Raw genomic sequence first — 26,129 nt, forward strand, 5'->3', positions numbered from 1 at the left:
GCCAAGGCCACGCACGCCGCCCGAGCAGAAATACAGCGATCGCAGGCTTAGCTCGCGACGCTGAGCCGGAAGCTGGGGATCAACCCAAGACGGTGGCGAAGTAGCGTAAGCGGAAGACGGTCGAGGATTTGAAGACCAAGCCGAAAGCCCCTCATTCAACAACCCTGACCAAGGCGGAGGAAGCGATAGTGGTCGCGTTCCGGCGCGACACGCTGCTGCCGCTGGACGACTGCCTCTATGCGCTGCAACCATCGATCCTGCACCTGACGCGATCTGCATTGCACCGCTGTCTCCAATTTCGGTCGCAGGCTCAAGACCCCCAGTGATCTCACACCCCACGAATATATCGCCAAGATCTGGACTTCAGAGCCAGACCGCTTCATCCTCAATCCGAGCCACCAGATGCCGAGACTGAACGCCTAGAGGCGCAGCGGCATGGACATGACGGACACGATCTGCTCCATCGTATCTTCAAGCGCCTCCGCGAACGTCTCGCCGAATATCTCCTCTTCGGCGCCATGATGGCGCACCAATATGTTGAGGAACATGAGGCTGATGCTGATCAGCCGTCGTTGAGCGACATAGGGCGGCAGATAATCGACCCTGTCGCGCAACAGGCGAAGCGCGCGCGTGAGATTGGGCGGCTCCGATCCGCTGAAATCGCCGAATTCGGGCGACCGGCTTTGCAACAGATATTGGCTGAGGAAGCTTGCATAGCTGTGGTTCCCGTCCGCATCCTGCAGATCAAGCTGGGGAAGCAGCACGATTTCAAGCAAGGTGCGCGCATCCTTTAGCCGTCCGGCCACCTCCGCATCGCGTAACATCGCACCGCGCGCCTCTTCCATCTGCTCCATGCGATAGTCGAATATGGCCCGCACCAGTCCTTCTCGCGAACCGAAATGATATTGCACCGCCGCATGATTGCCTTGCCCGGCTTGCGCCGCAATCTCGCGCATGGATGCGCCATGGATGCCGCCTTTGGCGAACAGCCGCTCCCCGGCCAGAATCAGCCGCGTTTTGCCGTCGAGAGTCTCCGACGGTTCATGTTCAAAGCACTCATCCACCATTGAGCAACGATCCTAAATGTTACAATTGTTTTAAAATTACCTTCTCGCTCGAACGAGATCATTTGCATGAGACATCGGCTTCTCAGGCAACCTTTTCCGCCAAAGTGACGGTTTTACACAGAATTCGCAAGCGGGAAGGATGAAGTTTCCGATGACACCCCTTTCCCCAAAGCAGGCCTGCCTCCGCCGATCTGGCGGTTGAGGCCGTGGAAAAAATTTACACTTGACTTAAAATCTACTGCGCCGCTATTCCCTAATCACCATTAGACAGCCATCGGCTCCTATGCCGCGCAAAGACGGCGGCCATGGTTCTATACTGCAAGGAGAGACTTTCATGGCGATGGAAACCGGGCTTATCTTCCACCCCTATATGCGGCCGGGGCGCACCGCCCGGCAGACGTTCGAATGGGGCGTCCAGAATTCGGTGGCCTGCGACAAGGCGGGCTTCACGTCGATGATGATCTCTGAACATGCGTCGCAAATCTGGGAAAATATTCCCAATCCCGAATTGATCATGGCCGCCGCGGCGCTGCAGACCAAGAATATCAAATTCGCACCGATGGCGCACATCCTGCCGCACCAGCATCCTGCCAAGCTCGCGATCATGGTCGGCTGGCTGTCGCAGATCCTGGAAGGCCGCTATTTCATGGGAATCGGCGCCGGCGCCTATCCGCAGGCATCCTATATCCACGGCATCAAGGACGCAGAGCCGCAGATGCTGAACGATATGGTGCGCGAGTCGCTGACCATCATGGAAAAGATCTGGAAGCGCGAACCCTTCTTCTATGAAGGTAAATATTGGGATGCGGGCTATCCCGAAGAGGCCCCCGCAGAAACCGAGGACGATGAACAGCATATGCTCGCCGACTTCTCGCCCTGGAACGGCGCCTTCCCCGAATTCGCCGTTACCGGCTTCAGCCAGAATTCTCCATCGATGAAACTGGCGGGCGAGAAGAATTTCAAGCCGGTGTCGATCTTCTCCGGCCTTGACGCGCTCAAGCGCCACTGGGAAATCTACTCGGAAGCCAATATCAAGGCAGGCTTCACCCCGGATCGCCAGCGCCACGCCGTCTCACAGACCGTCTTCTGTGCCGACACCGACGCAGAGGCCAAGCGGCTCGTCATGGAAGGTCCAATCGGCTATTGCTTCAGCAAGTATCTTATCCCGATCTGGCACCGCTTCGGCATGATGGATGGTTTCGCCAAGGATGCGGGCATCGATCCCAAGGACGCGGATCTGGAATTCCTGGTCGACAATGTCTTCGTCGTCGGATCGCCCGATACGGTCGTCGACAAGCTCAACACGCTGTTCGAACAATGCGGCGGTTGGGGCACGCTCCAGGTCGAAGCCCATGATTATTATGACGACCCGTCGCCCTGGTTCTATTCCCTCGAACTGCTGGCGAAGGAGGTCGCCCCACGCGTCAAGCTGCCGGGCACGCGGGAGGCCGTTCCGGCCTGACCCAAGGTCGCATCCAGCCTATTATAGACAAGGGCGGAGGATCGTCGATCCTCCGCCCTTTTCCTTGAAACCGACTAGCGAAAAAGCACGGGTCATGGCCGCTCGGCGGCAAACCCGTTGAGCAGAAGGTCGGCGGCCTGTTCCGCGATCTGCATGGGGCCGAGCTTGCCGGGACGATACCAAGACGCGCAGGAATCAAGCATGGCGATCAGGAACTTGCGCACAACCGTGGCGTCCAGCGCCTGGCTCGCCGATCCGTCCGCCTGCGCGGCGACGATCAGGTCGCGCCAGTAATTGTCGAAGCTGGAATAGGCGGCCAGCACCCGCTTGCGCATCTCTTCAGGCAAGTCGTCGAAGATGCGCGATACCGCCGATGAATAGTCATCGCCGGTCAGCAGGAAGTCGACATGAGCGACGATCGCCGCGCGCAGCCGCACAATCGGCGCGGTGGCGGCGCCCAGCCCTTCGACCCGCGCCATGATGTGACGATTGTTGCGGTAGATACCCTCCATCATCACCTCCTCGACCAGATGGTCCTTGGACGGAAAATGATGATAGATGCTGGGCGCGAGCATGCCTGCGCGCTGTGCGATCTCGCTGAGCTTTGCGCCTGCAAGCCCTTTTTGCCGAAGAACTGCGGCGGCCGAATCCAGAATGCGCGTTCGGCCGTTATCTGCTTGTGCCATGCGCCCTCTTTAGCTGGATCGGCGGGGAAGAAAAGCCCTCGCGCAACAATCGCCTAACCGGCGAAAGGCACGGTCGGCGCGCCCGCCGCAGGCGGATCGAGGATTTCGAACAGTCCGCCGGCCAACGGCTCGCGCGCAAAGGCCTCCGCGCCATAGCCCTGAGAGCCGGTGATCAGGAACAGGCGGCTATGGTCCGTCCCCCCAAAGGCCGGACGCAGGCCGCGCCGCACCGGGAGCTTGCGTTCCTCCATCAGGGTCGCGTCGGGCGCGAAGCGGCGCAGCATCCAGCTTTCGTAGAAGGCCATCCAGATGCAGCCTTCCACATCCACCGCCATCCCGTCGGGATAGCCGTCCTCCGGCCTGAAGGTCAGGAAGTCGCGGCGATTGGATAGCTGCCCGTCCTCCGCCACGTCATAGACCCAGCTGACCAATGGCATGCTATCGTTGACATAGGCGGTGCGCCCGTCCGGGCTGAAGGCGGGGCCGTTGGCGGTGACGATATTGCGCTCCTGCGTGCTGACGCTGCCGTCCGCGTCCAGCCGGTAGAGTTCGCCCGTGCTGCGCGTGCCGAAGTCGCCGAGCGTGCTTTCCTTGTCTTCCGCCGTGGTACTCTCGTCCCACTGGCTCGAATCGCAGGAGCCCGACCAGTAGCGCCCCTTGCGATCGGTGACGCCGTCGTTGAGCCGCGCAACCTTGGGATTGGAAATGGGGTGGACGATCGGCCGATAGACCTGCGCCCCGGGATCGACATGAGCGAAACCGTCCGCGCAGGAAGCGATAAATCCGCCGGACGCGCGCGGGGCGATCGCGCTGATCCAGGTGGGCGCCGTCCAGCTTCCCTTGGCGCCGCTGTCGAGGTGATACCAGTTGACGCTGGGTGCTTCGATATCGACCCAATAGATGCAGCCGTCGCGCGCATCCCAGATGGTGCTTTCGCCCAGGATTGCTTTGGCGTCCCACAAGCAGCGCCAGCCTTCGCCTTCCATCATCGCTCCATCCTCGCCCTATAGTTTCACGACCGGATCGCCGAACGGTTCGTCCCGCTGACGCACCGCTTCCTTCAGCCCCTGCGTGCGCACCGTTTCGTTGAACTGGCTGCGGCTGGCCGACAGATGGCCCCGCGCGTCCATTTCCGCCGCCATGCGCTGGATGGTGCGCGCGCCCATCAGTTCGAGGCCCAGATTGACGATCCGCTTGTTGGCGCTGAGCAGATCGGCGTCGATCAGCGCCAGCCGCGCCGCCAGCGCCTCGACTTCCGCGTCCAACTGGTCGGCGGGCACGGCCTTCATCGCAAGGCCGATCTTCACGGCATCGTCACCCCGAATGGAATCGCCGGTCAGCAGCAACCGCTTGGCCCATTGCGGCCCGACCAGATAAAGCCACATATGGCTGGGCAGCGACCCCTGCGAACGCGCCGGCGGAAAACCGAACAGCGCGTTGTCCGCACAAATCACCATGTCGCACAGCAGCGCCAGATCGGTGCCCCCGGCCAGACAGCGGCCATGCACCTGCGCGATCACCGGCTTATGCATGTCGAACAAGGCCATGCGCAGCCGCTGCGCCCGCTCCTGATGCCAGGCATCGTCGTCGAACTTCGCCCGGCCGCGCCGATGGTCTACTTGGCCCGGGATCGGCTGGTCATATTTCTGGAGGTCGTAACCCGCACAGAAGTCCGGCCCTGCCGCGCGCAGAACGACGGCATGGACGCGATTATCCTCGTCCGCCTCCCACAGTCGCGCGTTCAGCTCCTCCTGCAAAGGCTCGCTCAGCGCATTGCGCTTTTCCGGTCGGTTCAGCGTGATCCAGGCCGTTCCATCGCGCACCTCGTACAGAAGCAATGACGCCTCGTCCGTCATGCCGCCCTCCTCTCCCTATGCCGGCTTGAGCCGATCCTCTCAGGCCACGGTCTGCACGCCCATGGGCGGCGCGACCGGCGCAGAAACGTCGATATCCTTGAGATGGGGCAGCACCTTGCGCGCGAACAGTTCGTAATTTTCGCGCCCCACCTCGAAGGGCATGTCGCCGAACTGGGTGTAAATGATGAAGCTGCCGACGTCGAACCGTTCGACCATCGATTTCAGCTTTTCCAGCACCTCTTCCGGACGCCCCCATATCTGCAGGTCGGCGAGGAAGTTGTTGAACTTGTCGATGCCGTTCTTCTCGACGCTGGCGGCCAGTGCGCCATAATATTCATAACCTTCGATCGACGCGAATTCCTTGTTGCCGAACTGGTAGAAGGAGGATGTCGAGCGGGCATATTCGACCAGATATTTGTCGCGCATCTCCTGTGCCTTGGCCGCATCCTCATGGACCGCGCAAAAGGCGACGACCACGGGCTTGGGCGCGGGCCGCCCCTGCATCGCGAAGAAGCGCTCGCGATAGCTGTTGATGTCTTCCTCGACCCGGTTCCAGGGCTTTTGCGCGATGATCATCAGGCCGACATCCAGATTGGCCATCAGCTTGACCGATTCCGGCGACACGGCCGACGCGAACACCCGGCCGCGATAGCTGGCATAGGGGCGTGGACGCAGTTCGACGCGGGGTTGCTTGAGATAGGCGCCGTCATATTCCATGACGCCGGTTTCCAGCGCATCGAGCAGCGCCTCGGCATATTCGCGGAAGCGCTGGCGCGCTTCGCCCATGGGCACGCCGAAGCCATCGAACTCCTCCTTGCCCAAGCCCCGGCCGATACCCAGGATCGCCCGGCCTTCGGACAACTGGTCGAGCAGCAGGAAGCTCTCGGCGATCCGCACAGGATTCTGCCAGGGCAGCACGGTCACGGTCGTGCCCAGCTTGATCCGCTGCGTCTTGGCCGCGACCCAGGACAGAAACTGCGGCACGTTGGGCGTCATCATATAGCCGGTGAAATGATGCTCGGGCGTCCATACGGAATCGAAGCCCTGATCCTCCGCGCGGGCCGCGAGCGACAATTCGTGCCGAAACACATCGATATCGCTGACCCGGTCCTTCAGATTCTGGAACGTCAGTCCCAATCCCACGTCCATATTCGCCTCCAACAAGCATCGCTTAAGCGCAGACTAATTGTAATTAGGTTCATTTGGCAAGCCCTTCGCTTCAGTTCCTCCCCAAAAATAGGTCGCGGCACTCGGTCGCAATGGCGGATAGCGGGAATGAATAAAACTTAAACTGTTGTAAGTTAATGATATATTCCTTCTTCTGATCAGTGAACAACGGCACTTAGCCGAGCATGGCGAAAATGGAAAATTCCGGGAGACTTGACGCCGATCAAACAAATTTGCATCATAATAAAAATTAGGCAGAGGAGAATCTGAGGGGTGAACGACAGCATTGCGGTTCGGCGCCAAGCCATGGCCGACCGGCACCCAGCCTGGACCGAGATGACGCTCGACGCCTATCTGACCCGGATTCAGGCCGATTTTGCAGCGCGTCCCTTGGTCATCACTGACGCGCAGACCCTGACCTATGGGGACGTCGAGGCGCAGGCGACGCGCATAGCGGGTGGCCTGTCGGCGCTCGGCGTGGGCCATGGCGACCGGGTTGGGCTTTTGATGGCCAATTACCCCATCACCGTGCCGCTGCTGTTCGGCATCTGGCGCGCGGGCGCGGTCGCCGTGGCGATCAACACGCTCTACGGGATCGCGGAGGTCGATTATGTACTGCGCGAGTCCGGTTGCTCCCTGCTCATCAGCATGGCGGCTTTTGGATCGCGACGGTTCGATCGCGATCTCGATGCACAGCTGCCCGGTTGGCGTGAAGGGCGATGCGCGGTGCTACCGGAACTCAAGGCTGGCTTCATTTATGACGACGCTGAGCCATCGCTTTTTCTCGCCGCCCTGCCGCATGGGACGGCGCCGGCCAATCCGGCGCAACCGCATGATCCGGCCGTCATCATGTTCACCTCGGGCACTACGGGATCGCCCAAGGGCGTCATGCAGACGCACGATAATCTCCTGCGCGCGGCTTATGCCGGCGCCTATCATCAGGCTTTTGCGGACGGGCGACGCGCAGTCTTCTCGCTGCCGCTCTACCATGGGTTCGGGCTCGTCGTCGGGCTGCTCTCCGGCATGGTCGTCGGCGGTTCCATCGTGCCATTGCTGCGTTTCGATCCGCATGCGCTGCTGACCGCCACCGAGCGGCACCGCGCCACCTATCTCATGGGCGTGCCGACCATGACGATCGCGATGATGGAGCAGGCCAAGCAGCAATCCTACGACCTGTCCTCCCTGACCGCCGTACATAGCGCCGCCGCGCCGACGCCCAGTTGGGTCTGGCGCGACATCCAGCAGACCTTTGGCTGCCAGGAAATATTCACCAGCTACGGTCAGACCGAAGTCACGGCGACGATCGTCTGCACCCAGCCGGGCGATCCTATTGACGTGGTGGCTGAAACCCAGGGTTGCATCGTCATGGCGGGCGTTGCCGGCCTGCCCGAGCAGGATGGCCGCATCTGCGAATTCAAGACGATCGACCCGGAAACCGGCGCCGACCTTCCCCATGGGGCATCGGGCGAACTCTGCACGCGCGGACCGATGAACAGCCTGGGCTATTTCCGCCGCCCCGAGGAGACAGCGAAGCTGTTCCTGCCGGGTGGCTGGATCCGCACCGGCGACCTCGGCCAGTTCCGCCCCGACGGCAATCTGTTCCTGACCGGCCGGTCGAAGGAACTGTACAAGAGCCGGGGCGAACTGGTGTCGCCCAAGGAACTGGAACAGCTCGTCACCACCCATCCCGCGGTAGCGCAGGCCTTTTTCATCGGCATGCCCGACGACCGCTGGGGCGAGACCGGATGCGCCTGGATCGTCCGCACGGAGGATGGCGCAGTCGACGAAAAGGACTTGCGCGACTGGCTGGCCCCGAAGCTCGCCGGCTACAAGATGCCGCGCGACATATGGTTCATCGCGGAAAGCGATCTGCCCAAAACCGGCACCGGCAAGGTGCAGAAGAACATATTGAAGGAGATGGCGCTCGCGATGGTCGCGGCGCAGGCGGAATGACGGAAAAGAGAAGAACCATGACGACCGACGGCATTTCCTCGATCGAGGACATCATCCAGGACGCGATCGACGGCCTGCCCTACATTCTGGTCGACGCCGACGACCGGGAGAATGAAGGCGACGTCATCATCCCCGCCCAATTCGCGACCCCCCGCCAGATCAATTTCATGGCGAAACATGCGCGCGGCCTCATCTGCCTCGCCATGACGCAGGCGCGCGCCGAGCAACTGAAGCTGCCGCCGATGACGGTCAACAACCAGTCAGGCCACGGCACCGCCTTCACCATTTCGATCGAGGCGCGCGAGGGCGTGACCACCGGCATCTCGGCGCAGGACCGGGCTCATACGATCGCCGTCGCGGTCGATCCGACCAAGACGGCGGATGATATTGTTTCCCCCGGACATGTCTTTCCGCTGACGGCGCGCGACGGCGGCGTGCTGGTGCGCGCCGGGCATACCGAAGCGGCGGTCGACATCTCCCGCCTCGCCGGCCTGACCCCGGCAGGCGTCATCTGCGAGGTGATGAACGACGATGGCACCATGGCGCGCCTGCCCGAACTGCTCATCTTCGCGAAGGAACATGGCCTCAAGGTCGGCACCATCGCCGACCTCATCGCCTATCGCCGCCGTTCGGAAAAGCTGGTGCGGAAGGTGGCGAGCGCCCCTTTCCACAGCTTCTATGGCGGCGAGCTCACCATCCATGTCTATCGCAACCAGATCGACGGCGGCGAGCATGTCGCGCTGGTCAAAGGCGAGGTACGGCCCGACCGCGAGACGCTGGTGCGCGTCCATCAGGTGGACATGACCGCCGACATGCTCGGCTGGTCGCAGGCCCATCCCGAATATGTGCCGCAGGCGCTTCAGGCGATCGCTGCACATGAGGGGCAGGCTGTCGCCGTGTTCGTGCGCGATCCGAGCCCGGATTCCATCTCGAAGCGGATCGAGGGGGGACGCAAGACCTATCACGACACCAACGCGACGCGCGACTACGGCATCGGCGCACAGATACTGCTGGACCTTGGCGTGCGCGAGATGACGCTGCTGACGTCGAGCACGGCGAAGTTGGCGGCGCTGGAGGGGTTCGGCCTGTCGGTGGTGGGACGTCGCCCCTTGCGCGATCCGGTCGAGCAGCGGGAAACCGTGGCTTTTGCCGAATAAGGCCTGCCCGTGCAGCAGCCGCGTCGACCGGCACACCGGCCGTTCAGGGCGGTTCTTGTCACGTCTTCAGCATGGCACAGGAGATATCGTTCATGCAGCTGGCTAATAGGAAAATCATCGTCACGGGCGCTTCGCAGGGAATCGGCGCATCCACGCTTCGCGCCTATGTCGCAGCGGGCGCGCGGGTCTGCGCCATGGATATCGATGTCGAACGCGGAGCGGCCCTCGCCGAGGAAGTGACAGCGACCGGCCCCGGATCGGCATTCTTCCTGCCCTGCGATGTCGGCAACCGTCGCGACGTGGATGCAGCCTTTGATGAGGCGGCGGAACGACTGGGCGGCCTTGACGTGCTGGCGCATATCGCGGGCGTTCATCGCCATGCCGAAACGCATGCCGTGCCCGATGACACGCTTGCATGGCTGATGACCATCAATGTCAACGGCACGATCTATACCAATGGCGCAGCCTATCGCCACATGCCCGATGGCGGCGCGATCATCAATTTCGGATCGGAATCGGGACTGACCGCGGAGATCAACAACGCCGTCTACGGCGCGTCCAAGGCGGCGGTACATACATGGACCCGGAGCGTGGCGCGCGAATGGGGGGCGCGGGGTATCCGCGTCAACGCCGTGCTGCCATATATGGTCACGCCCATGTACGAGCGCTTCCGCGAGGCGCTCACCCCGGAGGATCTCGCCGCGCACGACAAGGCGACGGCGGAGCAGATCCCGCTGGGCGGCAAGTTCGGCAATGCGGATCGCGACTTGGCCCCGGTCATGGTCTTTCTGGCGGGCGAAGGGTCCCGTTTCATCACCGGGCAGCTACTTCCGGTGGATGGAGGGCTTGTCTCCGTGCGCTGATCGGCGCGCGACCCTCCGCATCGATCCTAGCGCCGCGCCGCCTATTTCGTGGAAGGCGCGGCACTGGGGTTTGAAGTGCTTGCGATGATATCCGCGTCTAAAGCGGCGTCACCCGGCCATAGCTGCCTTTGTGGAACAGCAAGGGCGCGCCGGGATGATGCACGTCCAACGCATGGACCGCGCCCAGAACGATATGATGGTCGCCCGCATCATGCACCGCATGGATGGTGCAGTCGATCCAGGCGAGCGCCCCGTCCAGCACCGGCGATCCCAGCGCGGACAGATGGTGCGGTACATTGTCGAACTTGTTCGCGTCCTTCGACGCCAGCACCCGGCACAGCCCTTCCTGCGCGTCGCCCAGCACATTGACGCAGAAGCGCCCCGCCGCTTCGATCTTAGGCCAACTGGACGATCCCTTGTCCGGGAAGAAGGCGACCAGCGGCGGATCGAGCGACACTGACGTGAACGATCCCACGATCATCGCCGCGGGGTTGCCGTCCGGTTGCACGGCAGTGATGGCGCAGACGCCGGTGGGATAATGGCCCAGGATCTGACGGAAGGCGGCCGGTTCGATGGCGACGGTCATGACAGTATCAGGCTTTCCAGACGAGTGGGATATTTTCCACGGCGGCGACGATGCCGGAATGATAGATGGGCGCCGCGCCCTCCGCCAGCTCGAAGACGGGGATGCGCGCCAGCCACTCCTGCAGCGTCACCAGCACCTCCATCCGCGCCAGGTGCATGCCGGCACAGCGATGCGGCCCCTGCGCAAAGGTGGAATGGGCGGCGACATTGCGGCGCGACAGATCGACCTTCATCGGATCGACATGCTGCGTGTCGTCGAGCCCATGCAGCGCAGTGGGGAGCAGGATCAGGTCGCCCGCCTTCAGCTGCGCGCCGTGAAATTCCATGTCCGTCACGACATAGCGCGCGTCCGATACCACCGCGAAACGGCGGAACAGTTCCTCGACGCCCCGCTGCAGCTTCATGGGGTCGGACCGCATCTCCGCGACCGTTTCGGGATGGCGTGCCAGATAGATCATCATGAAGCTCAGGAGGTTGACCACCGTGTCCAGTCCGCCCAGCAGCAGCAGCGAGACCAGCCCCAGCATTTTGTCCTGCGGCATCGGCGCACCATCGATCTCGGTGTTGACCATCATGGTGATCAGGTCGGTGCCGGTTCCGCCGCGCCGCGCCGCGATGATCGGCGCGACATAGTCGAAAAAGCCCTTGTTCGCGGCCTGAAGCGAACGCCCCTGCTCCTCGGGCGTGTCGCCCGATGGCCGCGTCATCTCCTTGGCCAGCGCGTTTAGCATCGGCGCGTCATCCATCGGCAGCCCAGCGAGCGCCAGGAACACCTTGACGGGAAAAACGCCAGCGAAATCGCGTGCGAAATCGCACCCGCCCCTGTCCGCGAACCCTTCGATCAACTCGATCGCGACGGCGCGGACCTCGCCTTCGATCTTGCGAATCTGGGCCAGGTTCAATCCCTTGTCGATCGCCTTGCGATAAGGGGTATGTTCAGGCGGATCCATCTTGGTCGGGACCATTTCATAGGCTTCGCCTGCCTCGCGAGGCACCCAGATCACCCGGCTGGAGAAGCGGTCGGGGTGGCGGTAGACCTCGTCAATCACCACACCGCGCGTCGCCACCCAATGGCCGCCGGTCAGCGGCGTCCATACCAGCGGCGGCGTGTCGGGCGTCTGCACCCGCTTCCAGGCTTCGTGGAAGCCCTCCTCGATACCGTCCAGGGCATAGATGTCGATCTCCCGCACCTGATCCGGCGCGACATGGTCCGGCAGCGCGGCGCGCGGCTTGGCGGGTGGTGGGGTCAGCGTATCCGTGTTCATGGGTGGCGCTCCTCCTTCAGCGGATGGTGGGATCGATCACTGCCTTGGTGGCGGCCCCGGTCTTCGTGACGTGCAGCGCCTCGGCTGCCTGGTGGATGCCGAAACGGTGGCTGACCAGCTCGGCAAGCGGCACGTCGTCCTGCACCCGGGCAGCGAACTGCATCGCCTGATAATAGTTTTTCGGCGCCGGGAAGGACGCCCCGCCGATCGTGAGATTCTTGAGCGTGAGGTCGCGTGGGCTGATAGGCTGGGTCCCGATCGCACCCCACAGGCCAAGGATGATGTAGCGGCTGTGAATGCCGCTGATGTCCACGCCCTCCGGGAAAGCCGGCAGCGCGCCCGCCGCCTCGATCACGATGTCGGGGCCTTGCCGGCCGATCCGATCGTAGATCGTCCGCTTGCGTTCCTCTGCCGGCAAGTCGAGCGACACCGTCGCGGTCGCGCCGAGCTTCACCGCCGCGTCCAGCCGTGCCGGCGCGCCGTCGATCACGATCACCTCGCGCGCGCCGGCCTGTGCCGCTACCAGCACGGATGACAGACCGACCGGGCCGGCCCCCTGCACCACCACCGTGTCGCCGAACCGCACCGGCCCGCAGCGATCGAAGCCGCGGAGCACCGTGGGCAGCGCGCAGCCCAGCGCTGCGACTGCCTCGGGCTTGGCATGGTCGGGCAGACGATAGAAGGGCATGTCGTTGGGCAGCCAGGCAAAGTCGGCATAGCTGCCCCAGTTGGGCTTGGCTGCATCCTCGAAATATCGGCTGTTCTCGCAAGGTGTCTGCTCCAGCACGGTGCAGCTATAGCAGCGGTGGCAGAGCGCGATCGGGGACCAGACGACCAGGTCGCCCGGCTTCACCGGTACGCCGGCATAATCGGTGGAAACCCCCGCACCCAGTTGCTCGATCTGACCGACGCCCTCATGACCCAGGATGATCGGGAAGGGCATCTCGCCCGCCTCCCCGGTCATGATATGCACGTCGCTGCCGCACACCCCACCCAGGATCGTGCGCACCAGCGCGCCGCCCGGTTCCGGCGCATGGATATCGACGTCCCATGTTTCCAGCCGGTTCTTTTCCACCAGCACGGTCGCCCTGCCTTGCATATTTCATCCTCCGCCATCGTCACGCGCTGCCGATTTTCGGCAAACTAATCACTATTAGCCTATCGGCGCAACCCATCACAGCGATCCGATGCCTTTTTCCGAGTCCTCGAGGATCGCAAACATCTCTTCATATCGTTGATTTTAGATATTTTATTACTAAAATTAGATTTGCTATCGCCTCATGAACGAGCCTCGATCGGCCGACATCTATTGACAGGATCGACCGAAGGATATTCAATAATCTCTATTAGGTTGTGATCATGAACATGTCCAAGGAGAGAATATGGGCCGTCTTGCAGGCAAAGTTGCCATCGTCACCGGCGCGGCACGCGGCATGGGCGAATCGCACGCGCTGACCTTCGCGCGGGAAGGCGCCAAAGTCGTCCTCACCGATCTCAACGCTGAAAAGGGCGAGGCGCTAGCCAGGCAGATCGGCGACGCGGCGATCTTCATCACCCACGATGTCACGAAGCCCGACCAGTGGGCGACCGTTGTGGAAAAAGCCGTGGCAACGTTCGGCACCATCGACATCCTCGTCAATAATGCCGGCATCCTGGGGCCGATGGCGAACACCGTCGACCTGACGGAAGAAGGCTATCAGCAGGTCTGCGCGATCAATCAGCATTCGGTCTTCTACGGCATGCAAGCCGTGCTGCCCACCATGGTGAAGGCCAATAGGGGTTCGATCGTCAACATCTCGTCGATCGCGGGCATGGCCGCCAATTACGGCTTCCCCAGCCTCGCCTATGTCGCCAGCAAATTCGCGGTGCGCGGCATGACCAAGGCGACGGCAATGGAGTATGGCAAGAACAATATCCGTGTAAATTCTGTGCATCCCGGCTTCATCCAGACGCCGATGATGGTCGAGGCGACCGACGAGGTCGGCGGCGAAGCGCTGGCGCAGATCCCACTCGGCCGCATCGCCGATCCGGTCGAGGTATCCAACCTCGTTCTGTTCCTGGCGTCGGACGAGTCCTCCTACATCACCGCTTCGGAACATCTGGTGGATGCCGGCATGCTGGCGCACTGATCGGGCGCGGTGATGGCCCAAATCGAACCGGCCCCAGTCGAACTGGACATCCGCGGCCATGTCGCGCGGGTTCGGCTGAACCGGCCCGCCGCGCTCAACGCCATCGACCGCGAGATGGACCGGGCGCTCGGCCGAATCTGGACGCAAGTGGACGACGACCCGGAGATCCGGGTCGTCATTCTATCGGGCGCCGGCGACCGGGCATTCTGCGCGGGTGGCGACATGAACGATCCGCCGACCGGCCATGACGGCCTGTCCTTCGGCGGCGGCCTGACCGGTATCGGGGGGCAATGGCGTCCTCTGCGCAAGCCGATGATCTGTGCCGTGCATGGGTATGTCCTGGGCCTGGGCTTCGAACTGGCCATGTGTGCGGACATCGTCCTGGCCGCCGACGACGCGATATTCCGCCTGCCCGAGGCGAAGGCCGGCGTGATCGACCATTGCGGCGTCGTGCATCGCGCCATCCGCCAGCTGCCCTATCATGTCGCGATGGCGATGATCGTCGCCAGCGAGCCGCTAACCGCTCAGGATGCGCTACGGCACGGCCTGGTCAACGCCTGTTTCGCGCGCGCCGATCTGGCGAAAGGCGTGGACCAGTGGATCGATAAGCTGCTGGCCTGTGCCCCCTTGGTATCCCAGGCGGCCAGAGCCGCGGCGCTCGATGGTCTCGACAGACCGCTGGGCGAAGCTTTGGCCGCCTCCTACCCGCTGATATCGGCCTATCGCGACACCGCCGACCAAGCGGAAGCGCGAAGCGCATGGCGTGAGCGGCGGGCGCCGCTCTGGTCCGGCCACTGACGCAGCGCTCCTGAGGCTCTTCCACCGCGCCCATCTGCCTCCCGATCCCTATCACCGTCACCGGACACGAAAAAGGGCATGAAGGTCGCCCCTCATGCCCTTTTCGCAATGTTCCACCTTAGAATTTATACGTCACTTCCGCCCCGAAGGTCTGCGGCTCGCCCCAGATGGCGGTGTTGAAGCCGCCGCTCGCCCCCTCGACATAGCCGGAGTTGTAATAGAGCTTGTCGAACAGGTTCTTGGCATAGGCGGCAACGCTGAAGTTGCTGCCGCTGATATTGTCCCAGCTCAGCCGCATGTCGACCGTCACATAGCCGGGCAGCTGGGTACGCGGCGTGATCGAGCCTTCATTGTTCGAGAAATAGGTCCTCTTCTGCCCGAACACGTCGGTACGCAGTTTCACTTCGCCCAAGTCCTGCGGCACGGGCAGGCTGATCACCGTGTAGACCGAACCCGCCCATTTGGGCGCGTCCGTATAGGTATCGAACGGGATGGTCAGCCCGGCCACACCCGTCGCGGCGGACAGGTCCACCACATTCTTCGTGAACTTGGCGTCGGTATAGGCGCCCGAGAAGCCGAATTCGAACCAGGGCGCCAGCTGGAAATTGCCGTCGAATTCGACGCCCTGGATCCGCTTCTCCGGCACATTCACGGTGAACGCCGCCGGATTTCCATTGACCAGCGCATAGATGGAATGCTGCGCATCCTTCACGATCTGGCGATAAAGCGCGATGTTGAACCGGGACCGTACATCACCGAGATTGCCGGCGAACTTGTACCCTAGCTCGAAATCGTAGGTGGTTTCGTTCTTGAAGAAGTTGGTGTCGTTGAACGGAACCACCGCGCCGTTGAAACCGCCCGCGCGGAAGCTGCCGCGCTGCGCGAAATAGACCATGTTCTGCGGATCGATCTGATATTGGATGTTGAAGGTCCAGCTCGGGTCGTGCAGCTTGGCCTTCTGCTTGAGGGGCATGCTGCCGTTGAGGTTGAACAAGCTGCCGGTAATCTGGTCGAGACCCGCCGTCTCCCAGGTATAGCGTCCGCCTGCCGCGATCTTCAGCTGGTCGGTGACGTTGTAGGTCAGCTGCGCGAACACTGCCTTCGATTCAGAGCGCTGATGGTAGAAATAGGCGATGTCGGCCAGCGGCGGGGTCAGTTCGTCACCCACGATGACCGGGATATATTCCTTCTTCCTCGTCTTCGAATAGAAGGCACCGACGATATATTCCAGCGCGCCGGACTGGCCCTGTAGCTGGATTTCGTTGGAGACCGCCTTCGTGCTGAACTCCTCGCCGCCCGGACGGCCATTGCCCAAGCCCGTGCGGTTATAAAGGTTCAATGAACCGAAGGGCGAGCCCGACAGGATGCCCGGCGTGCGGGCGAAGGCATCCGCATAGTTGAAGATGTTCTTGAGCTTGAGGTCGTCGCCCAGTTCGATCTCGGTCGTGTTGGTGACGAATGCGGCATGCGCCTTGTGCGGCAGGTCATAGCTCAGCCAGACTTGGTAAGGATGCTGCTGTTGCCAGGCAAGATAGCCCGGAACCGCCCCCGGCCATGTTCCAGGCCCCATGGGGCCATCGCCCAGCGTCGGCGCGAACGGGCTGTTCATGCCGTAGACGCAATCGAGCGTCGCAGTCAGCGTGTAGCCATTATTGGTCTCGCCGCAGGCATGGTAGGAATAAAGCCCCCCCGCCCCTTCGGTGCCCCCGAAGTCGCTATATTGCGCGACAATGCTATTCTTGAACGAAGAGGAAGGTTCGAAGACGACGGTGATGCGCCCGGACAGCGCGTCCGTATCGCCCAATGTATTGCCGGTATTGGCATTGCGGATATAACCGTCCTGCTTATTGTAATCGCCGGTAAGGCGAATTTTCAGCGAATCCGAAACGGGGATGTCGATCGCGCCCTGGACCTGGATATAGTTGCGCTCGCCCCCTTTGACCGTGAGGTAGCCGCCATAGACGTCGCCGGGTTTGGTGGTTTCGTACAGGATTGCGCCGCCAGTCGCGTTGCGCCCGAAGAGCGTGCCTTGCGGCCCCTTCAGCACCTGCACCGAACTGAAGTCGAAGAAGGCGGTCGAGGTATTGCCGGCGCTCTGCGGCGCTTCGTTGATATAGGTCAGCACGGCCGGGCTGGAACCGGAGAAGGGATCGAGCGTCTGGCCACGTAGGGTGAAGCTGATCTGGTTGGAATTCTGGCCGCTCTTCACGATCAGACCGGGCACTAGCGCTGCAAGATCCTGCTCGCTCGACACGTTGCGCTCCTGCAGCATGTCGGCATTGAAAGCCGAAACCGACACCGGCACCTTGGACAGGGATTCCGAACGACGCTGCGCTGTCACGATGATGTCATTGTTGTTCGACGGGCTATCCACGGACGTACCGCCGGACTGTTCGGCCGCATCCTGTCCGAATGCGGGCATTCCGGCGGCAAGCGCCATAACCCCCACGCCGACCGCTAGATGCCGTTTCAGATTCATCGCCTTCTCCCATGTGCTTGCCCACCGCTCAGCCGGTGATTGCCCCATCAAACTAATTATTATTAGGCTGATGTCAAGCCGCAGGATCGGCAAATCAGTACCAGTGTCACAAACGCCGATCGCGATTCATATTCAATTTATATACATGATTTTATTCAATATTATTATTTTACGTTCCCGATTTGTTGCACACAGACTTGGCTAATCAGTAAGATGAAAGACGCATGCCGCGCGCCTGCCAATCATCTAATTATAATTGAAATTAGGCAAATTTGGCGATCATCGAAAATAATTCCGCGCTGCGGCCGGGGCTGCATTGAACGGAAGAAAGCGGCAGCCAGTTACCAAAAGAGACAGCCTCATTTTGATGAGAAAATGGCTTGCCGGTTCCGGCACAGGACGAATTCGCTATCGAGCCGCCACCAGAATTCGCGTCCGATCGCGTCCCGCCGATAAACTGTGCTAAATTCAGCAACGCAGATGCGGTGATCCAGCTTGCCAAGCGCGTGTCTCACTTCGACACTCCCTCATCCGTCATGGAGCGGCAAAATATGAGGAGGGATGCATGCAGATCACCGTTCTGCGATATTTCCTGGAGGTCATCGAGCAGGGCTCGGTAAGAGGCGCAGCCGAAAGGATGAACATCACGCCTTATGCCATAAGCCGGCATATCGGCATATTGGAACGCACCGTGTCATAATCGATGGGCAGCACCGCTGGGCGGCGGCCACCATGCGAGGTGATCTGCTCCAGCTTCCATGTTGCCTATATTCCTACGATAGCCTTGAAGAAGAAGCCCGGATGTTCATCGTCGCCAACCGCGCGCGGAAGGCTATGAACCGGCTGGATGACTTCCATGCAGCTATTGCCGCAGGCGATGAGGACGCGCTGGAGATACGCGCATTGTTGAATGACGCTGGCTTGTCCGTGGCGCGGGACACCTCCAGTGGGGCGACCACGCCGGGTGCAGTAATGTTCACAGCCGCGCTCACGTCGGCACTTCGCAAACATGGCGCGCCGATCGTGTCGGCTGCGTTGACTAACATTGCAGAGGCTTTCCCCAATCAGCGTCTCACCTCAGGCGGTGCTATCTTCTCAGCATTGGTATCGATCTTTGCTCATCCTCCTGCTGAGTTTGATCCGGATGAACTGGTCCCTGCGCTCAGGACGTTCGACGTCGCAGGATGGGGTGATTTTGTTGCCGGAATAAAGGGTGGGGAAAGGCGCGGTGCGGCGATGAAGTCGGCGATACTAGAAGCCTTGTCTGGGCCGATTCTCGCGATCCCCGGCAAGCTTACCGAGAAGCGCGAGGTCCATTTTCTGTCGCGCCCGGAGATCGACGCGATCCTCGCCGCGCCCGATCGAACAGGCTGGCTGGGCCGCCGCGATCATATGCTGCTGCTCTTCGCGATCCAGACGGGCCTGGCGGGAAAGCTCCGGCAGGCGGGGATCGGAGGGACTGACAAGAAAGCCCCGAGCCTCAGCCAGGAGCAAGGATTCTTCAGTCCATTCTTCCAGGACGCCTTCAAGGTCCCCGCTGGCTTTCAGAGCCTTGCGGGAGGTCAGCGCGGCCTCTTGCGTTTCCCTCGTCTTTGCTGCCCAGCGCGAGCGCTCCGAGCCTGCCCAGGAGTTCACCCCTCCGGCCTCATCCACGCGGACGGCGATGGCCTTGAACTGCTCCCGCTCCTCGGCATCCCACCGGGCCTGATCGTCCTCCTCCAAAGCCTCAGCGTAAAAAGCGGCCGCAAGGTGCAGTATGGTGGGACCGTCGAGGGCCACAAAGGCCCCCGAGTGCTTCCTTTCTGCAAGTGCGACGTCTTCCTCCCATTGGCGAGCTGCTTTGGCATACCGCTCGTGGAAGTCCGGCGAATCAGGGCGACCCAAAGAGACCCTCAATTGCGTCCCAGAAAGATAAGGACGGAGGTGCGGAGGGTATTGACGGCGGAAGGATTTTCTGCCTCCCGGATGTTCCTGGATATGCTTCACGAGCCATCCCATAGCAGCTTCCTTGTACCCATGCCATGTACCTTGGCGGGCACTGAAACCGCAGAAATCCGTGTTTTCCTGAAAAAATCAACCCCTTAGAGGGGGCTGGTGCCGCTTACGTGACTCGAACACGTGACCCTCGCATTACGAATGCGATGCTCTACCGACTGAGCTAAAGCGGCGTTGGGGCGGGCAGATAACAGCGCTTGGCGGGAAGGACAAGCGGGCAAATGCGATTTGCCATGCCCATCCAGCGTCAAACCGCTTCGGATCATCATTTCACCCCGCCTTTACGCCATCTTTACCATCCAATGGCACTGTCGATTCTCAAGGAAAAGCTTTTACCTGAACCAAGGACCGATGGGATGGACACTCTGCGGGGGCATGAAATCGCCGATGACGAGGACGATTTCGGTCCGGCCGACGATGCAGCGATCGAGACGCCGCCGCTTGTCGGCGCCGATGAGCGCCGGATGCAGGTGCGTGCCTATAATTATTGGGCGTCCCTGCTGGGCGACCGCAGCCTGCCGTCCATTGAGGATCTGGCGCCCCAGGATCTGGAAGATTTCGGCCCCTTCAGCGTCCTGCTCGACTTCAGCACCGGGCTGGAGAATCCCGCCATCGTCTATCTTGGCACCGCGCTGCGCGAAGAGTGTGAGATCGACGGGCCCATCCAGTATATCAACGACGTCCCCGCCCGCTCGCTGCTGTCGCGGCTGACCGACCATTATCTCCAGATCATCGCCAATGCCGCGCCGATCGGGTTCGAGGCGGGCTTCGTCAACCAGCGCGACGCGGAAATCCTCTATCGCGGCATTTTGATGCCCTTCTCCTCCGATGACGAGACGATCGACTTCGTCTTCGGCGTCATCAACTGGAAAGAAGCGGCGAGCCAGGCCGTCACGGCGGAGATCGACCGGGAGGTGGAAGCCGCCCTGCTCTCCAGCCCCGCCGCGCCGCCCGTCGCGCCGATCTGGGCGGACGGTCCGGCGGTCGAGGATTTCGACACGCTCGACCTTGGCGGCATGGAAAGCCCTGATGAGGACGCTCCGCTGGCCGATTGGCTGGCCCTCGCCCGCGACAGCGCGGAGCAGGCGCGCACCAGCGAAGCGCGCAGCCATGCGGCGCTCTATCGCGCCATCGGGCTCAGCTACGACTTCGCGCTGGTTACGCTCGCCCGGCCGGAGGAATATGCCGAACTGCTGGAGAATAGCGGCCTCAAGGTCCAGGCCCGAGCGCCGATGACCGCCGTGGTGAAGCTGGTCTTCGGCTCCAGCTACGACAAGACGCGCATCACCGAATATGCTACTGCGCTGGATCATGCCCGCGCCAACGGCATCGCCCTGGGCAGCTTCGGCGACTATCTCGCCAATTATGACGGCGGGCTGAAAGCGCTGGTCCGCGACGAACGCGCCCAGCGCCGCACCGACGGCCCGGCCAAGCCCGATCGCCAGCAGACCGCCCGCGCCGCGATGAAGGCGGCCGCCGCGCTCGATCCCTTCACTGTCGCCACCGATGGCGACGGGCTGGCGGTGGTCATCGCCCGGCGGGAGAAGGACGGATCGCTCGCCATTGTCGGCGCGCTGCCGGAAGGGTCGGAAATCGGCCAGAGGGCGATCGTCGCCGCTGCGAATTAGGCGTTGTCGCCCGGCCTGCTCCCGCGCGGGAGCAGGGTGCATTCAACCGGGGCGCATCCTTAATCGCGGCCCAGGCCCCTCCCATCGGCAGAAACGGCCGCGCCGGATTGACAGAACGGGATCATGGGCCGATTTCGTGGCTTACTCTCCAGGGCGTTCGTCCCATGCTGCGCTGCATCATATTATTTCAATTTTACGTAACTTTATTTCCCATTCTGGGTTGAGCCTCAAGACGCAGTGGCGCATAGTGGACGGCATCGGTTTGAGAAGTCGCGTGGCGGTTCTCCGGCGCCTTCTCCGTTCACAGAAGCGGGGCTGAACCCGCGGGCAAGAGGCAGGCGCATGACGGCATTGGCTGAATCGAGGCAAGTTGACCACAGCATAAGCGAAGCGCTGGAGGCGGCGCTGGCTCGGGGCGCCCTGCCCGGCGAAAGCGAAGGATTCGACCAGAAGGCGATGCTGGCGGCGGCGGCCTTCATCGCCGGCACCGCCGCGACCCGCCGGCCCGGCCATGTCGCCATCGCCATGGAAACGCTGGGCGAAGGCGCGACGGGGCGCTACATGCGGATCGCCATCGTCAATGACGACATGCCCTTTCTGGTCGATTCCATCGCCAATGCGCTGGCCACGGCCGACATCATCATCCATCGCCTGCTTCATCCCGTCCTGTCGGTCGAGCGCGACGGCGATGGCCATTTGAAGGCGATACTCGACAATGAAGCCGCCGGGGCGCGCCGGGAATCGATGATCTATATCGAGGCGGACCGCGCCGACGCCAAGGCCCGCCGCGCGCTGGAAAAGGCGCTGGAGGAAACGCTGGCGGACGTCCGCGCCGCCGTGTCCGACTGGCCGAAGATGCGGGAGGCGATGGCGGCCGATGCCGATGCCGTACCCGACGAGGAAGGGGCGGCGCTGCTGCGCTGGTTCCTGGCCCGCCACTTCACCCAGATCGGCCATGAGGTTCGCCACCGCGACGGAAAGGCGGACGCCGGCATCGGCATCTGCGGCCTGCGCGACCAGCCCCTGCTGGCCCCCGCGACGCTGGAGGCGGCCTTCAACTGGTTCGAGGAAGGCAAGCGCACGCCGCTCATCATCAAGTCCAACCGCCTCTCCCGCGTCCACCGCCCCGTCCTGCTGGACCTGATCATCGTGCCGGTCCGGGACGGCAAGCAGGTGACGGCGCTGTCCATCCACGCCGGCATGTGGACCAGCGCCGGGCTGGCGACCACGCCGGACAGGGTGCCGCTGCTGCGGTCTGCGCTGTCGGCGCTTATGGACAAGTTCGATTTCGATCCGCACGGCCATGCGGGCAAGGTGCTGACCCATGCGCTGACCGCCCTGCCCCACGACATCCTCATCGGCTTCGACCGCGAGACGCTGGAGCGGCTGGTGCTGACCTTCATGTCGCTGACCGACCGGCCGCGGCCGAAACTGGTGCTGGGCACCAGTGCGCTGGCCCGCCATCTCTATGCCTTCGCCTGGCTGCCGCGCGAGGAGCTGACCACGGCGCGGCGCGTCGCGGTGCAGGACATGCTGAGCCAGGCCTGCAACGGCCCGGTGCTGAGCTGGTCGATCGCTCTGGAGGAAAGCGGCCTGGCGCTGCTGCGCATCACGCTCGACCTGCGCGACGGCGGCGTGGTGCCCGATGAACAGCCGCTCGACCGGCAGTTGAAGCAAATGGTGCGCGGCTGGCTGCCCGCTGTCGAGGAGGCGCTGGCCGAAAGCGAGGAGGCCGGCCGGGCCGCGACGCTGGCGCAGCGCTACGCCCCCGGCTTTCCCATGGGCTATCGAAACGGCGCCGGCCCGGCCGAGGCGGCGATCGACATCCGCCTGCTGCACAGCCTGTCCGCCCCCGGCGACAAGTCGATCCGCATCTATCGCAACGAAGAGGATGCGCCCGAACGGCTGCGGCTGAAGCTCTACAGCCATGACGCCATCGCCCTGTCCGAAGTGGTCCCCGCCTTCGAGAATTTCGGCTTTCGCGTGATCGACGAGATGCTGACAGCGGTCGAGGCCAGGGGACAGGCGGGGGCGCTGGGCCATGTCCAGCGCTTCGTCCTGGAACTGCCGGCGGGAGGCGATGCCGAAACCGTGATTGCCCGCGCCAACATCGTGACGGAGGCGATCGCGCAGGTCACCGAAGGCGTGGCGGAAAATGACCGGTTCAACGAGTTGATCGTCACCGCCGGGCTGGACCAGCGATCGGTCGTGCTGCTGCGCGCGCTGTTCCGCTATCTGCGCCAGACCGGCATGGCCTATGGCATGGCGACCTTTGCCGAAACGCTGCGGCGTGAGCAGGGCATCGCCCGCCAGCTCATCGAGCTGTTCGAGGCGCTGCACGATCCGGAGGCCAAGGATGGACCGGCGCGCGCCGCCGCCGCGCAACAGGCGATCGAGGCGGGGCTGGAGAAGGTCACGGCCATAGACGAGGATCGCGTGCTGCGCCTGCTGCGCGCCGTGATCACCGCGACGCTGCGCACCAATTTCTACAGCCCGGCCGCGCAGGAGGCGCTGGCCTTCAAGCTGGACAGCGCGCAGGTCCCCGGCCTGCCCGCGCCGCTGCCATGGCGGGAAATCTGGGTCTATTCGCCCCGCGTCGAGGGCATCCATCTGCGCGCGGGGCCCGTGGCGCGCGGCGGACTGCGCTGGTCCGACCGCCGGGACGATTTCCGCACCGAAATATTGGGCCTGATGAAGGCGCAGCGAGTGAAGAATGCCGTCATCGTGCCGACAGGCGCCAAGGGCGGCTTCTATCCCAAGCAGCTTCCCAACCCGCAGGTCGACCGCGACGCCTGGTTCGCGGAAGGCACGGAAAGCTACCGCATCTTCATCCGCGCCCTGCTTTCGGTCACCGACAATATCGTCAAGGGCAAGGTGAAGCACCCGGCGCAGGTCGTCATCCACGACGGCGACGATCCCTATTTCGTCGTCGCCGCCGACAAGGGCACGGCCACCTTCTCCGACGTCGCCAACGCCCTTGCACTGGAACGCGACTTCTGGCTGGGTGACGCCTTCGCCAGCGGCGGCTCCCACGGCTATGACCACAAGGCGATGGGCATTACCGCCAGGGGCGCGTGGATCAGCGTGAAGCGGCATTTCGCGGAAATGGGCGTCGACGTGCAAAGCGAGCCGGTGCGCGTCGTCGGCTGCGGCGATATGTCGGGCGATGTGTTCGGCAACGGCATGCTGCTGTCGAAGGCGATCAAGCTGGTCGCCGCCTTCGATCACCGCCACATCTTCCTCGACCCCAATCCCGATCCGGCGAAAAGCTGGGAAGAACGCAACCGCCTGTTCCAGTTGCCGCGCTCAAGCTGGGACGATTATGACAAGACGCTGATCTCCAGGGGCGGCGGCGTCTTCCCGCGCAGCCTCAAGAGCATCCGCCTCACCCCGGAGGTGCAGGCGATATTGGGCGTCACCGACACCGAAATGGAGCCGACCGCGCTGATCTCCGCGATCCTGAAAAGCCCCAACGACCTGCTCTGGTTCGGCGGCATCGGCACCTATGTGAAGGCCGCCGCACAGAGCCATGGCGATGTGGGCGACCCCGCCAACGACCGCCTGCGCGTCAATGCCGAGCAGCTTCGCGTGAAGGTGGTGGGCGAAGGCGCCAATCTGGGCGTCACCCAGGCGGGCCGCATCGCCTTCTCCCTGCGCAGCGGGCGGATCAACACCGACTTCATTGACAATTCGGCCGGCGTCGACTGTTCGGACAATGAGGTCAACATCAAGATCGCGCTCAACAAGGAAATGGCGGAAGGCCGCCTCTCCTTCGACGACCGCAACAGGCTGCTGGTCGGCATGACGGACGCGGTGGCCGACATCGTGCTGGAGGACAATCGACTCCAGGCGCTCGGCCTTTCCATCGCGGAGGCGGGCGGCGCGGCGGAACTGGCGAGCTATGTGCGGCTGATCGAAACCTTCGAGGAGACAGGCCGGCTCGACCGGCAGGTGGAAGGGCTTGCCGCCAACGACCAGTTGCTGCGGCGCGGTCAGGAGGGGCTGGGCCTCACCCGGCCTGAACTCGCGGTGCTGCTGTCGACCGCCAAGCTCGCCTTGCAGGACGCCATCGAGCATGGCGACCTGGCCACCGACCCCAGCATGGACGACGAACTCGCCCAGGCCTTCCCGCCCGCGATGCGGAAGAAGGAGGCCGACGCCATCGCCGCCCATGCGCTGAAGAGGGAGATCATCGCCACCAAGGTCGCGAACCGCATTGTCAACCGGCTCGGCCTGATCCATCCGTTCGAACTGGCGGAGGAGGAGGGCTGCTCGCTGGCCGACCTCGCCAGCGCCTTCCTGATCGCGGAAAGGCTCTACGACATCCGCCGGCTATGGGATGACATCGACGCGGCGGAGATGTCCGAAGCCGCCCGGCTCGCCCTGTTCGGGGACATCGCCAACGGCATGCGGGCGCAGATCGCGGACATATTGCGCAGCCTGCCGTCCGGCACGCTGCCGCAGGCGGGCCATGGCGCGCTGGCCAAGGGCGTGGGCATGCTGGCGAAGCAGGTGGACGACCTGCTCACCAGCGAGGCGCTGCGCCGGGTCACGGCCGCGACCGACCGGCTGCTGTCGCTGGGCGCGCCGGAAGCGCTGACCCGCCGGACCGCCGGCCTGTTCAAGCTGGACGGCGCGGTGGGCATCGCCGCGCTGGCCGGGCGCCTGTCGGTGGATGAAGTCGCCCTGACCCGCGCCTTCACCCATCTGGGTGAAGCGGTCGGCATCGACTGGGTGCAGTCCACCGCCGCGCGCATGGCGCCGTCCGATCCGTGGGAGCGGCTGCTGATCTCCGGCGTGGCGCGCGACATGCAGCAGGTGCGGCTCGACTTCCTGGCGCAGGGGACGGGCAAGGACATCGCCCATCATGTCGAGGCATGGCTGAAGGAAAGGGGCGCCCGCATCCAGCAGTTCCGCGCCCTCGTCCAGCGCGCCAAGACGGCGGCGACGCCCAATGTCGCGATGCTGGCGGAGATCGCGGGTCAGGCGCGGGGATTGTTGGGGCGGTAGGAGGCTTTACGCTCTCTCCAACCCCCGTC

20 protein-coding genes, 1 tRNA gene and 1 pseudogene are annotated in these 26,129 nt (G+C 63.1%); 11 read left to right on the forward strand and 11 right to left on the reverse strand.

Annotated features, from left to right (window positions below):
* Positions 1-30: 30 nt before the first annotated feature.
* Positions 31-296, forward strand: a pseudogene (locus H5V43_RS09785) (IS481 family transposase); the annotation flags it as partial.
* 123 nt (positions 297-419) lie between these two features.
* Here H5V43_RS09785 and H5V43_RS09790 read toward each other — a convergent pair.
* Positions 420-1,067: a TetR/AcrR family transcriptional regulator gene (locus H5V43_RS09790; RefSeq protein WP_099186040.1), complete on the reverse strand. Its 648-nt coding sequence runs from the start codon at positions 1,065-1,067 to the stop codon at positions 420-422.
* 334 nt (positions 1,068-1,401) lie between these two features.
* On the opposite strand from H5V43_RS09790, the gene H5V43_RS09795 reads away from it, so the two are divergent.
* Positions 1,402-2,529 carry an LLM class flavin-dependent oxidoreductase gene (locus H5V43_RS09795; protein WP_025550334.1) on the forward strand — a complete coding sequence of 376 codons (1,128 nt, stop codon included), beginning with the start codon at positions 1,402-1,404 and terminating at the stop codon, positions 2,527-2,529.
* Between the two features lie 92 nt (positions 2,530-2,621).
* On the opposite strand, the gene H5V43_RS09800 is transcribed toward H5V43_RS09795, so the two are convergent.
* Genes H5V43_RS09800 through H5V43_RS09815 form a run of 4 tightly spaced genes read right to left on the reverse strand, consistent with a single transcriptional unit; the run spans position 2,622 to position 6,220 of the window.
* A complete protein-coding gene (locus tag H5V43_RS09800; RefSeq protein ID WP_025550332.1) occupies positions 2,622-3,215 on the reverse strand; it encodes a TetR/AcrR family transcriptional regulator in 594 nt (197 codons plus the stop codon).
* 53 nt (positions 3,216-3,268) lie between these two features.
* Positions 3,269-4,204 (reverse strand): SMP-30/gluconolactonase/LRE family protein, encoded by a 936-nt coding sequence (locus tag H5V43_RS09805; RefSeq protein ID WP_099186041.1) that lies wholly within the window; start codon positions 4,202-4,204, stop codon positions 3,269-3,271.
* A gap of 15 nt (positions 4,205-4,219) precedes the next feature.
* The gene (locus H5V43_RS09810; RefSeq protein ID WP_025550331.1) at positions 4,220-5,071 is read right to left on the reverse strand and encodes a crotonase/enoyl-CoA hydratase family protein; all 852 of its coding nucleotides are present in this window, start codon (positions 5,069-5,071) and stop codon (positions 4,220-4,222) included.
* A 39-nt stretch (positions 5,072-5,110) separates the two neighbouring features.
* A complete protein-coding gene (locus H5V43_RS09815) occupies positions 5,111-6,220 on the reverse strand; it encodes an LLM class flavin-dependent oxidoreductase (RefSeq protein ID WP_048578655.1) in 1,110 nt (369 codons plus the stop codon).
* 291 nt (positions 6,221-6,511) lie between these two features.
* Here H5V43_RS09815 and H5V43_RS09820 point away from each other — a divergent pair, with 291 nt between their 5' ends.
* The 3 genes from H5V43_RS09820 (at position 6,512) to H5V43_RS09830 (ending at position 10,211) form a co-directional block, all read left to right on the forward strand.
* Positions 6,512-8,191 carry a class I adenylate-forming enzyme family protein gene (locus H5V43_RS09820; protein ID WP_025550329.1) on the forward strand — a complete coding sequence of 560 codons (1,680 nt, stop codon included), beginning with the start codon at positions 6,512-6,514 and terminating at the stop codon, positions 8,189-8,191.
* 17 nt (positions 8,192-8,208) lie between these two features.
* Complete coding sequence (gene ribB, locus H5V43_RS09825; protein ID WP_025550328.1) at positions 8,209-9,348, forward strand: 3,4-dihydroxy-2-butanone-4-phosphate synthase; 1,140 nt, start codon at positions 8,209-8,211, stop codon at positions 9,346-9,348.
* A 92-nt stretch (positions 9,349-9,440) separates the two neighbouring features.
* Positions 9,441-10,211, forward strand: a complete 771-nt coding sequence (locus H5V43_RS09830) for an SDR family NAD(P)-dependent oxidoreductase (protein WP_025550327.1) — start codon at positions 9,441-9,443, stop codon at positions 10,209-10,211.
* 97 nt (positions 10,212-10,308) lie between these two features.
* Here H5V43_RS09830 and H5V43_RS09835 read toward each other — a convergent pair whose 3' ends face one another.
* Genes H5V43_RS09835 through H5V43_RS09845 form a run of 3 tightly spaced genes read right to left on the reverse strand, consistent with a single transcriptional unit; the run spans position 10,309 to position 13,160 of the window.
* Positions 10,309-10,797, reverse strand: coding sequence for a flavin reductase family protein (locus H5V43_RS09835; RefSeq protein WP_025550325.1), 489 nt, complete (start codon positions 10,795-10,797; stop codon positions 10,309-10,311).
* Between the two features lie 7 nt (positions 10,798-10,804).
* Positions 10,805-12,061, reverse strand: coding sequence for a cytochrome P450 (locus H5V43_RS09840; protein ID WP_048578742.1), 1,257 nt, complete (start codon positions 12,059-12,061; stop codon positions 10,805-10,807).
* Between the two features lie 16 nt (positions 12,062-12,077).
* Positions 12,078-13,160, reverse strand: coding sequence for a zinc-binding dehydrogenase (locus tag H5V43_RS09845; RefSeq protein WP_099186042.1), 1,083 nt, complete (start codon positions 13,158-13,160; stop codon positions 12,078-12,080).
* A 283-nt stretch (positions 13,161-13,443) separates the two neighbouring features.
* Between H5V43_RS09845 and H5V43_RS09850 the strand changes: the two genes are divergently transcribed.
* Both H5V43_RS09850 and H5V43_RS09855 read left to right on the forward strand, forming a co-directional pair.
* Positions 13,444-14,190, forward strand: a complete 747-nt coding sequence (locus H5V43_RS09850; RefSeq protein WP_025549601.1) for an SDR family NAD(P)-dependent oxidoreductase — start codon at positions 13,444-13,446, stop codon at positions 14,188-14,190.
* 12 nt (positions 14,191-14,202) lie between these two features.
* Positions 14,203-14,988 (forward strand): enoyl-CoA hydratase-related protein, encoded by a 786-nt coding sequence (locus H5V43_RS09855; protein WP_025549600.1) that lies wholly within the window; start codon positions 14,203-14,205, stop codon positions 14,986-14,988.
* A 118-nt stretch (positions 14,989-15,106) separates the two neighbouring features.
* Here H5V43_RS09855 and H5V43_RS09860 read toward each other — a convergent pair whose 3' ends face one another.
* Together H5V43_RS09860 and H5V43_RS09865 are read right to left on the reverse strand one after the other, a co-directional pair.
* A complete protein-coding gene (locus H5V43_RS09860) occupies positions 15,107-17,467 on the reverse strand; it encodes a TonB-dependent receptor (protein ID WP_037482850.1) in 2,361 nt (786 codons plus the stop codon).
* A gap of 262 nt (positions 17,468-17,729) precedes the next feature.
* Positions 17,730-17,969, reverse strand: a complete 240-nt coding sequence (locus H5V43_RS09865) for a hypothetical protein (protein ID WP_128830773.1) — start codon at positions 17,967-17,969, stop codon at positions 17,730-17,732.
* 63 nt (positions 17,970-18,032) lie between these two features.
* Between H5V43_RS09865 and H5V43_RS09870 the strand changes: the two genes are divergently transcribed.
* Both H5V43_RS09870 and H5V43_RS23475 read left to right on the forward strand, forming a co-directional pair.
* Entirely contained in the window at positions 18,033-18,167 is a 135-nt protein-coding gene (locus H5V43_RS09870) for a helix-turn-helix domain-containing protein (RefSeq protein ID WP_099186044.1), read from the forward strand.
* Positions 18,167-19,552: a DUF6551 family protein gene (locus H5V43_RS23475; RefSeq protein ID WP_338055816.1), complete on the forward strand. Its 1,386-nt coding sequence runs from the start codon at positions 18,167-18,169 to the stop codon at positions 19,550-19,552. Before H5V43_RS09870 ends, H5V43_RS23475 begins: the two co-directional genes overlap by 1 nt.
* A gap of 7 nt (positions 19,553-19,559) precedes the next feature.
* On the opposite strand, the gene H5V43_RS09880 is transcribed toward H5V43_RS23475, so the two are convergent.
* Positions 19,560-19,635, reverse strand: a tRNA-Thr gene (locus H5V43_RS09880).
* A 183-nt stretch (positions 19,636-19,818) separates the two neighbouring features.
* Between H5V43_RS09880 and H5V43_RS09885 the strand changes: the two genes are divergently transcribed.
* Both H5V43_RS09885 and H5V43_RS09890 read left to right on the forward strand, forming a co-directional pair.
* The gene (locus H5V43_RS09885; protein ID WP_025549597.1) at positions 19,819-21,090 is read left to right on the forward strand and encodes a PAS domain-containing protein; all 1,272 of its coding nucleotides are present in this window, start codon (positions 19,819-19,821) and stop codon (positions 21,088-21,090) included.
* Between the two features lie 342 nt (positions 21,091-21,432).
* Complete coding sequence (locus H5V43_RS09890) at positions 21,433-26,100, forward strand: NAD-glutamate dehydrogenase (RefSeq protein ID WP_025549596.1); 4,668 nt, start codon at positions 21,433-21,435, stop codon at positions 26,098-26,100.
* Positions 26,101-26,129 lie beyond the last annotated feature (29 nt).

Source organism: Sphingobium fuliginis, assembly GCF_015074805.1.
Taxonomy (GTDB): domain Bacteria; phylum Pseudomonadota; class Alphaproteobacteria; order Sphingomonadales; family Sphingomonadaceae; genus Sphingobium; species Sphingobium fuliginis.

What these genes read in the sequence shown, in the direction of transcription:
- H5V43_RS09790 (WP_099186040.1), bottom strand. Translation starts at nt 1,067, where the DNA reads ATGGTGGATGAGTGCTTTGAACATGAACCGTCGGAGACTCTCGACGGC.
- H5V43_RS09795 (WP_025550334.1), top strand. Translation starts at nt 1,402, where the DNA reads ATGGCGATGGAAACCGGGCTTATCTTCCACCCCTATATGCGGCCGGGG.
- H5V43_RS09800 (WP_025550332.1), bottom strand. Translation starts at nt 3,215, where the DNA reads ATGGCACAAGCAGATAACGGCCGAACGCGCATTCTGGATTCGGCCGCC.
- H5V43_RS09805 (WP_099186041.1), bottom strand. Translation starts at nt 4,204, where the DNA reads ATGATGGAAGGCGAAGGCTGGCGCTGCTTGTGGGACGCCAAAGCAATC.
- H5V43_RS09810 (WP_025550331.1), bottom strand. Translation starts at nt 5,071, where the DNA reads ATGACGGACGAGGCGTCATTGCTTCTGTACGAGGTGCGCGATGGAACG.
- H5V43_RS09815 (WP_048578655.1), bottom strand. Translation starts at nt 6,220, where the DNA reads ATGGACGTGGGATTGGGACTGACGTTCCAGAATCTGAAGGACCGGGTC.
- ribB (WP_025550328.1), top strand. Translation starts at nt 8,209, where the DNA reads ATGACGACCGACGGCATTTCCTCGATCGAGGACATCATCCAGGACGCG.
- H5V43_RS09830 (WP_025550327.1), top strand. Translation starts at nt 9,441, where the DNA reads ATGCAGCTGGCTAATAGGAAAATCATCGTCACGGGCGCTTCGCAGGGA.
- H5V43_RS09835 (WP_025550325.1), bottom strand. Translation starts at nt 10,797, where the DNA reads ATGACCGTCGCCATCGAACCGGCCGCCTTCCGTCAGATCCTGGGCCAT.
- H5V43_RS09840 (WP_048578742.1), bottom strand. Translation starts at nt 12,061, where the DNA reads ATGAACACGGATACGCTGACCCCACCACCCGCCAAGCCGCGCGCCGCG.
- H5V43_RS09845 (WP_099186042.1), bottom strand. Translation starts at nt 13,160, where the DNA reads ATGCAAGGCAGGGCGACCGTGCTGGTGGAAAAGAACCGGCTGGAAACA.
- H5V43_RS09850 (WP_025549601.1), top strand. Translation starts at nt 13,444, where the DNA reads ATGGGCCGTCTTGCAGGCAAAGTTGCCATCGTCACCGGCGCGGCACGC.
- H5V43_RS09855 (WP_025549600.1), top strand. Translation starts at nt 14,203, where the DNA reads ATGGCCCAAATCGAACCGGCCCCAGTCGAACTGGACATCCGCGGCCAT.
- H5V43_RS09860 (WP_037482850.1), bottom strand. Translation starts at nt 17,467, where the DNA reads ATGAATCTGAAACGGCATCTAGCGGTCGGCGTGGGGGTTATGGCGCTT.
- H5V43_RS09870 (WP_099186044.1), top strand. Translation starts at nt 18,033, where the DNA reads ATGCAGATCACCGTTCTGCGATATTTCCTGGAGGTCATCGAGCAGGGC.
- H5V43_RS09885 (WP_025549597.1), top strand. Translation starts at nt 19,819, where the DNA reads ATGGACACTCTGCGGGGGCATGAAATCGCCGATGACGAGGACGATTTC.
- H5V43_RS09890 (WP_025549596.1), top strand. Translation starts at nt 21,433, where the DNA reads ATGACGGCATTGGCTGAATCGAGGCAAGTTGACCACAGCATAAGCGAA.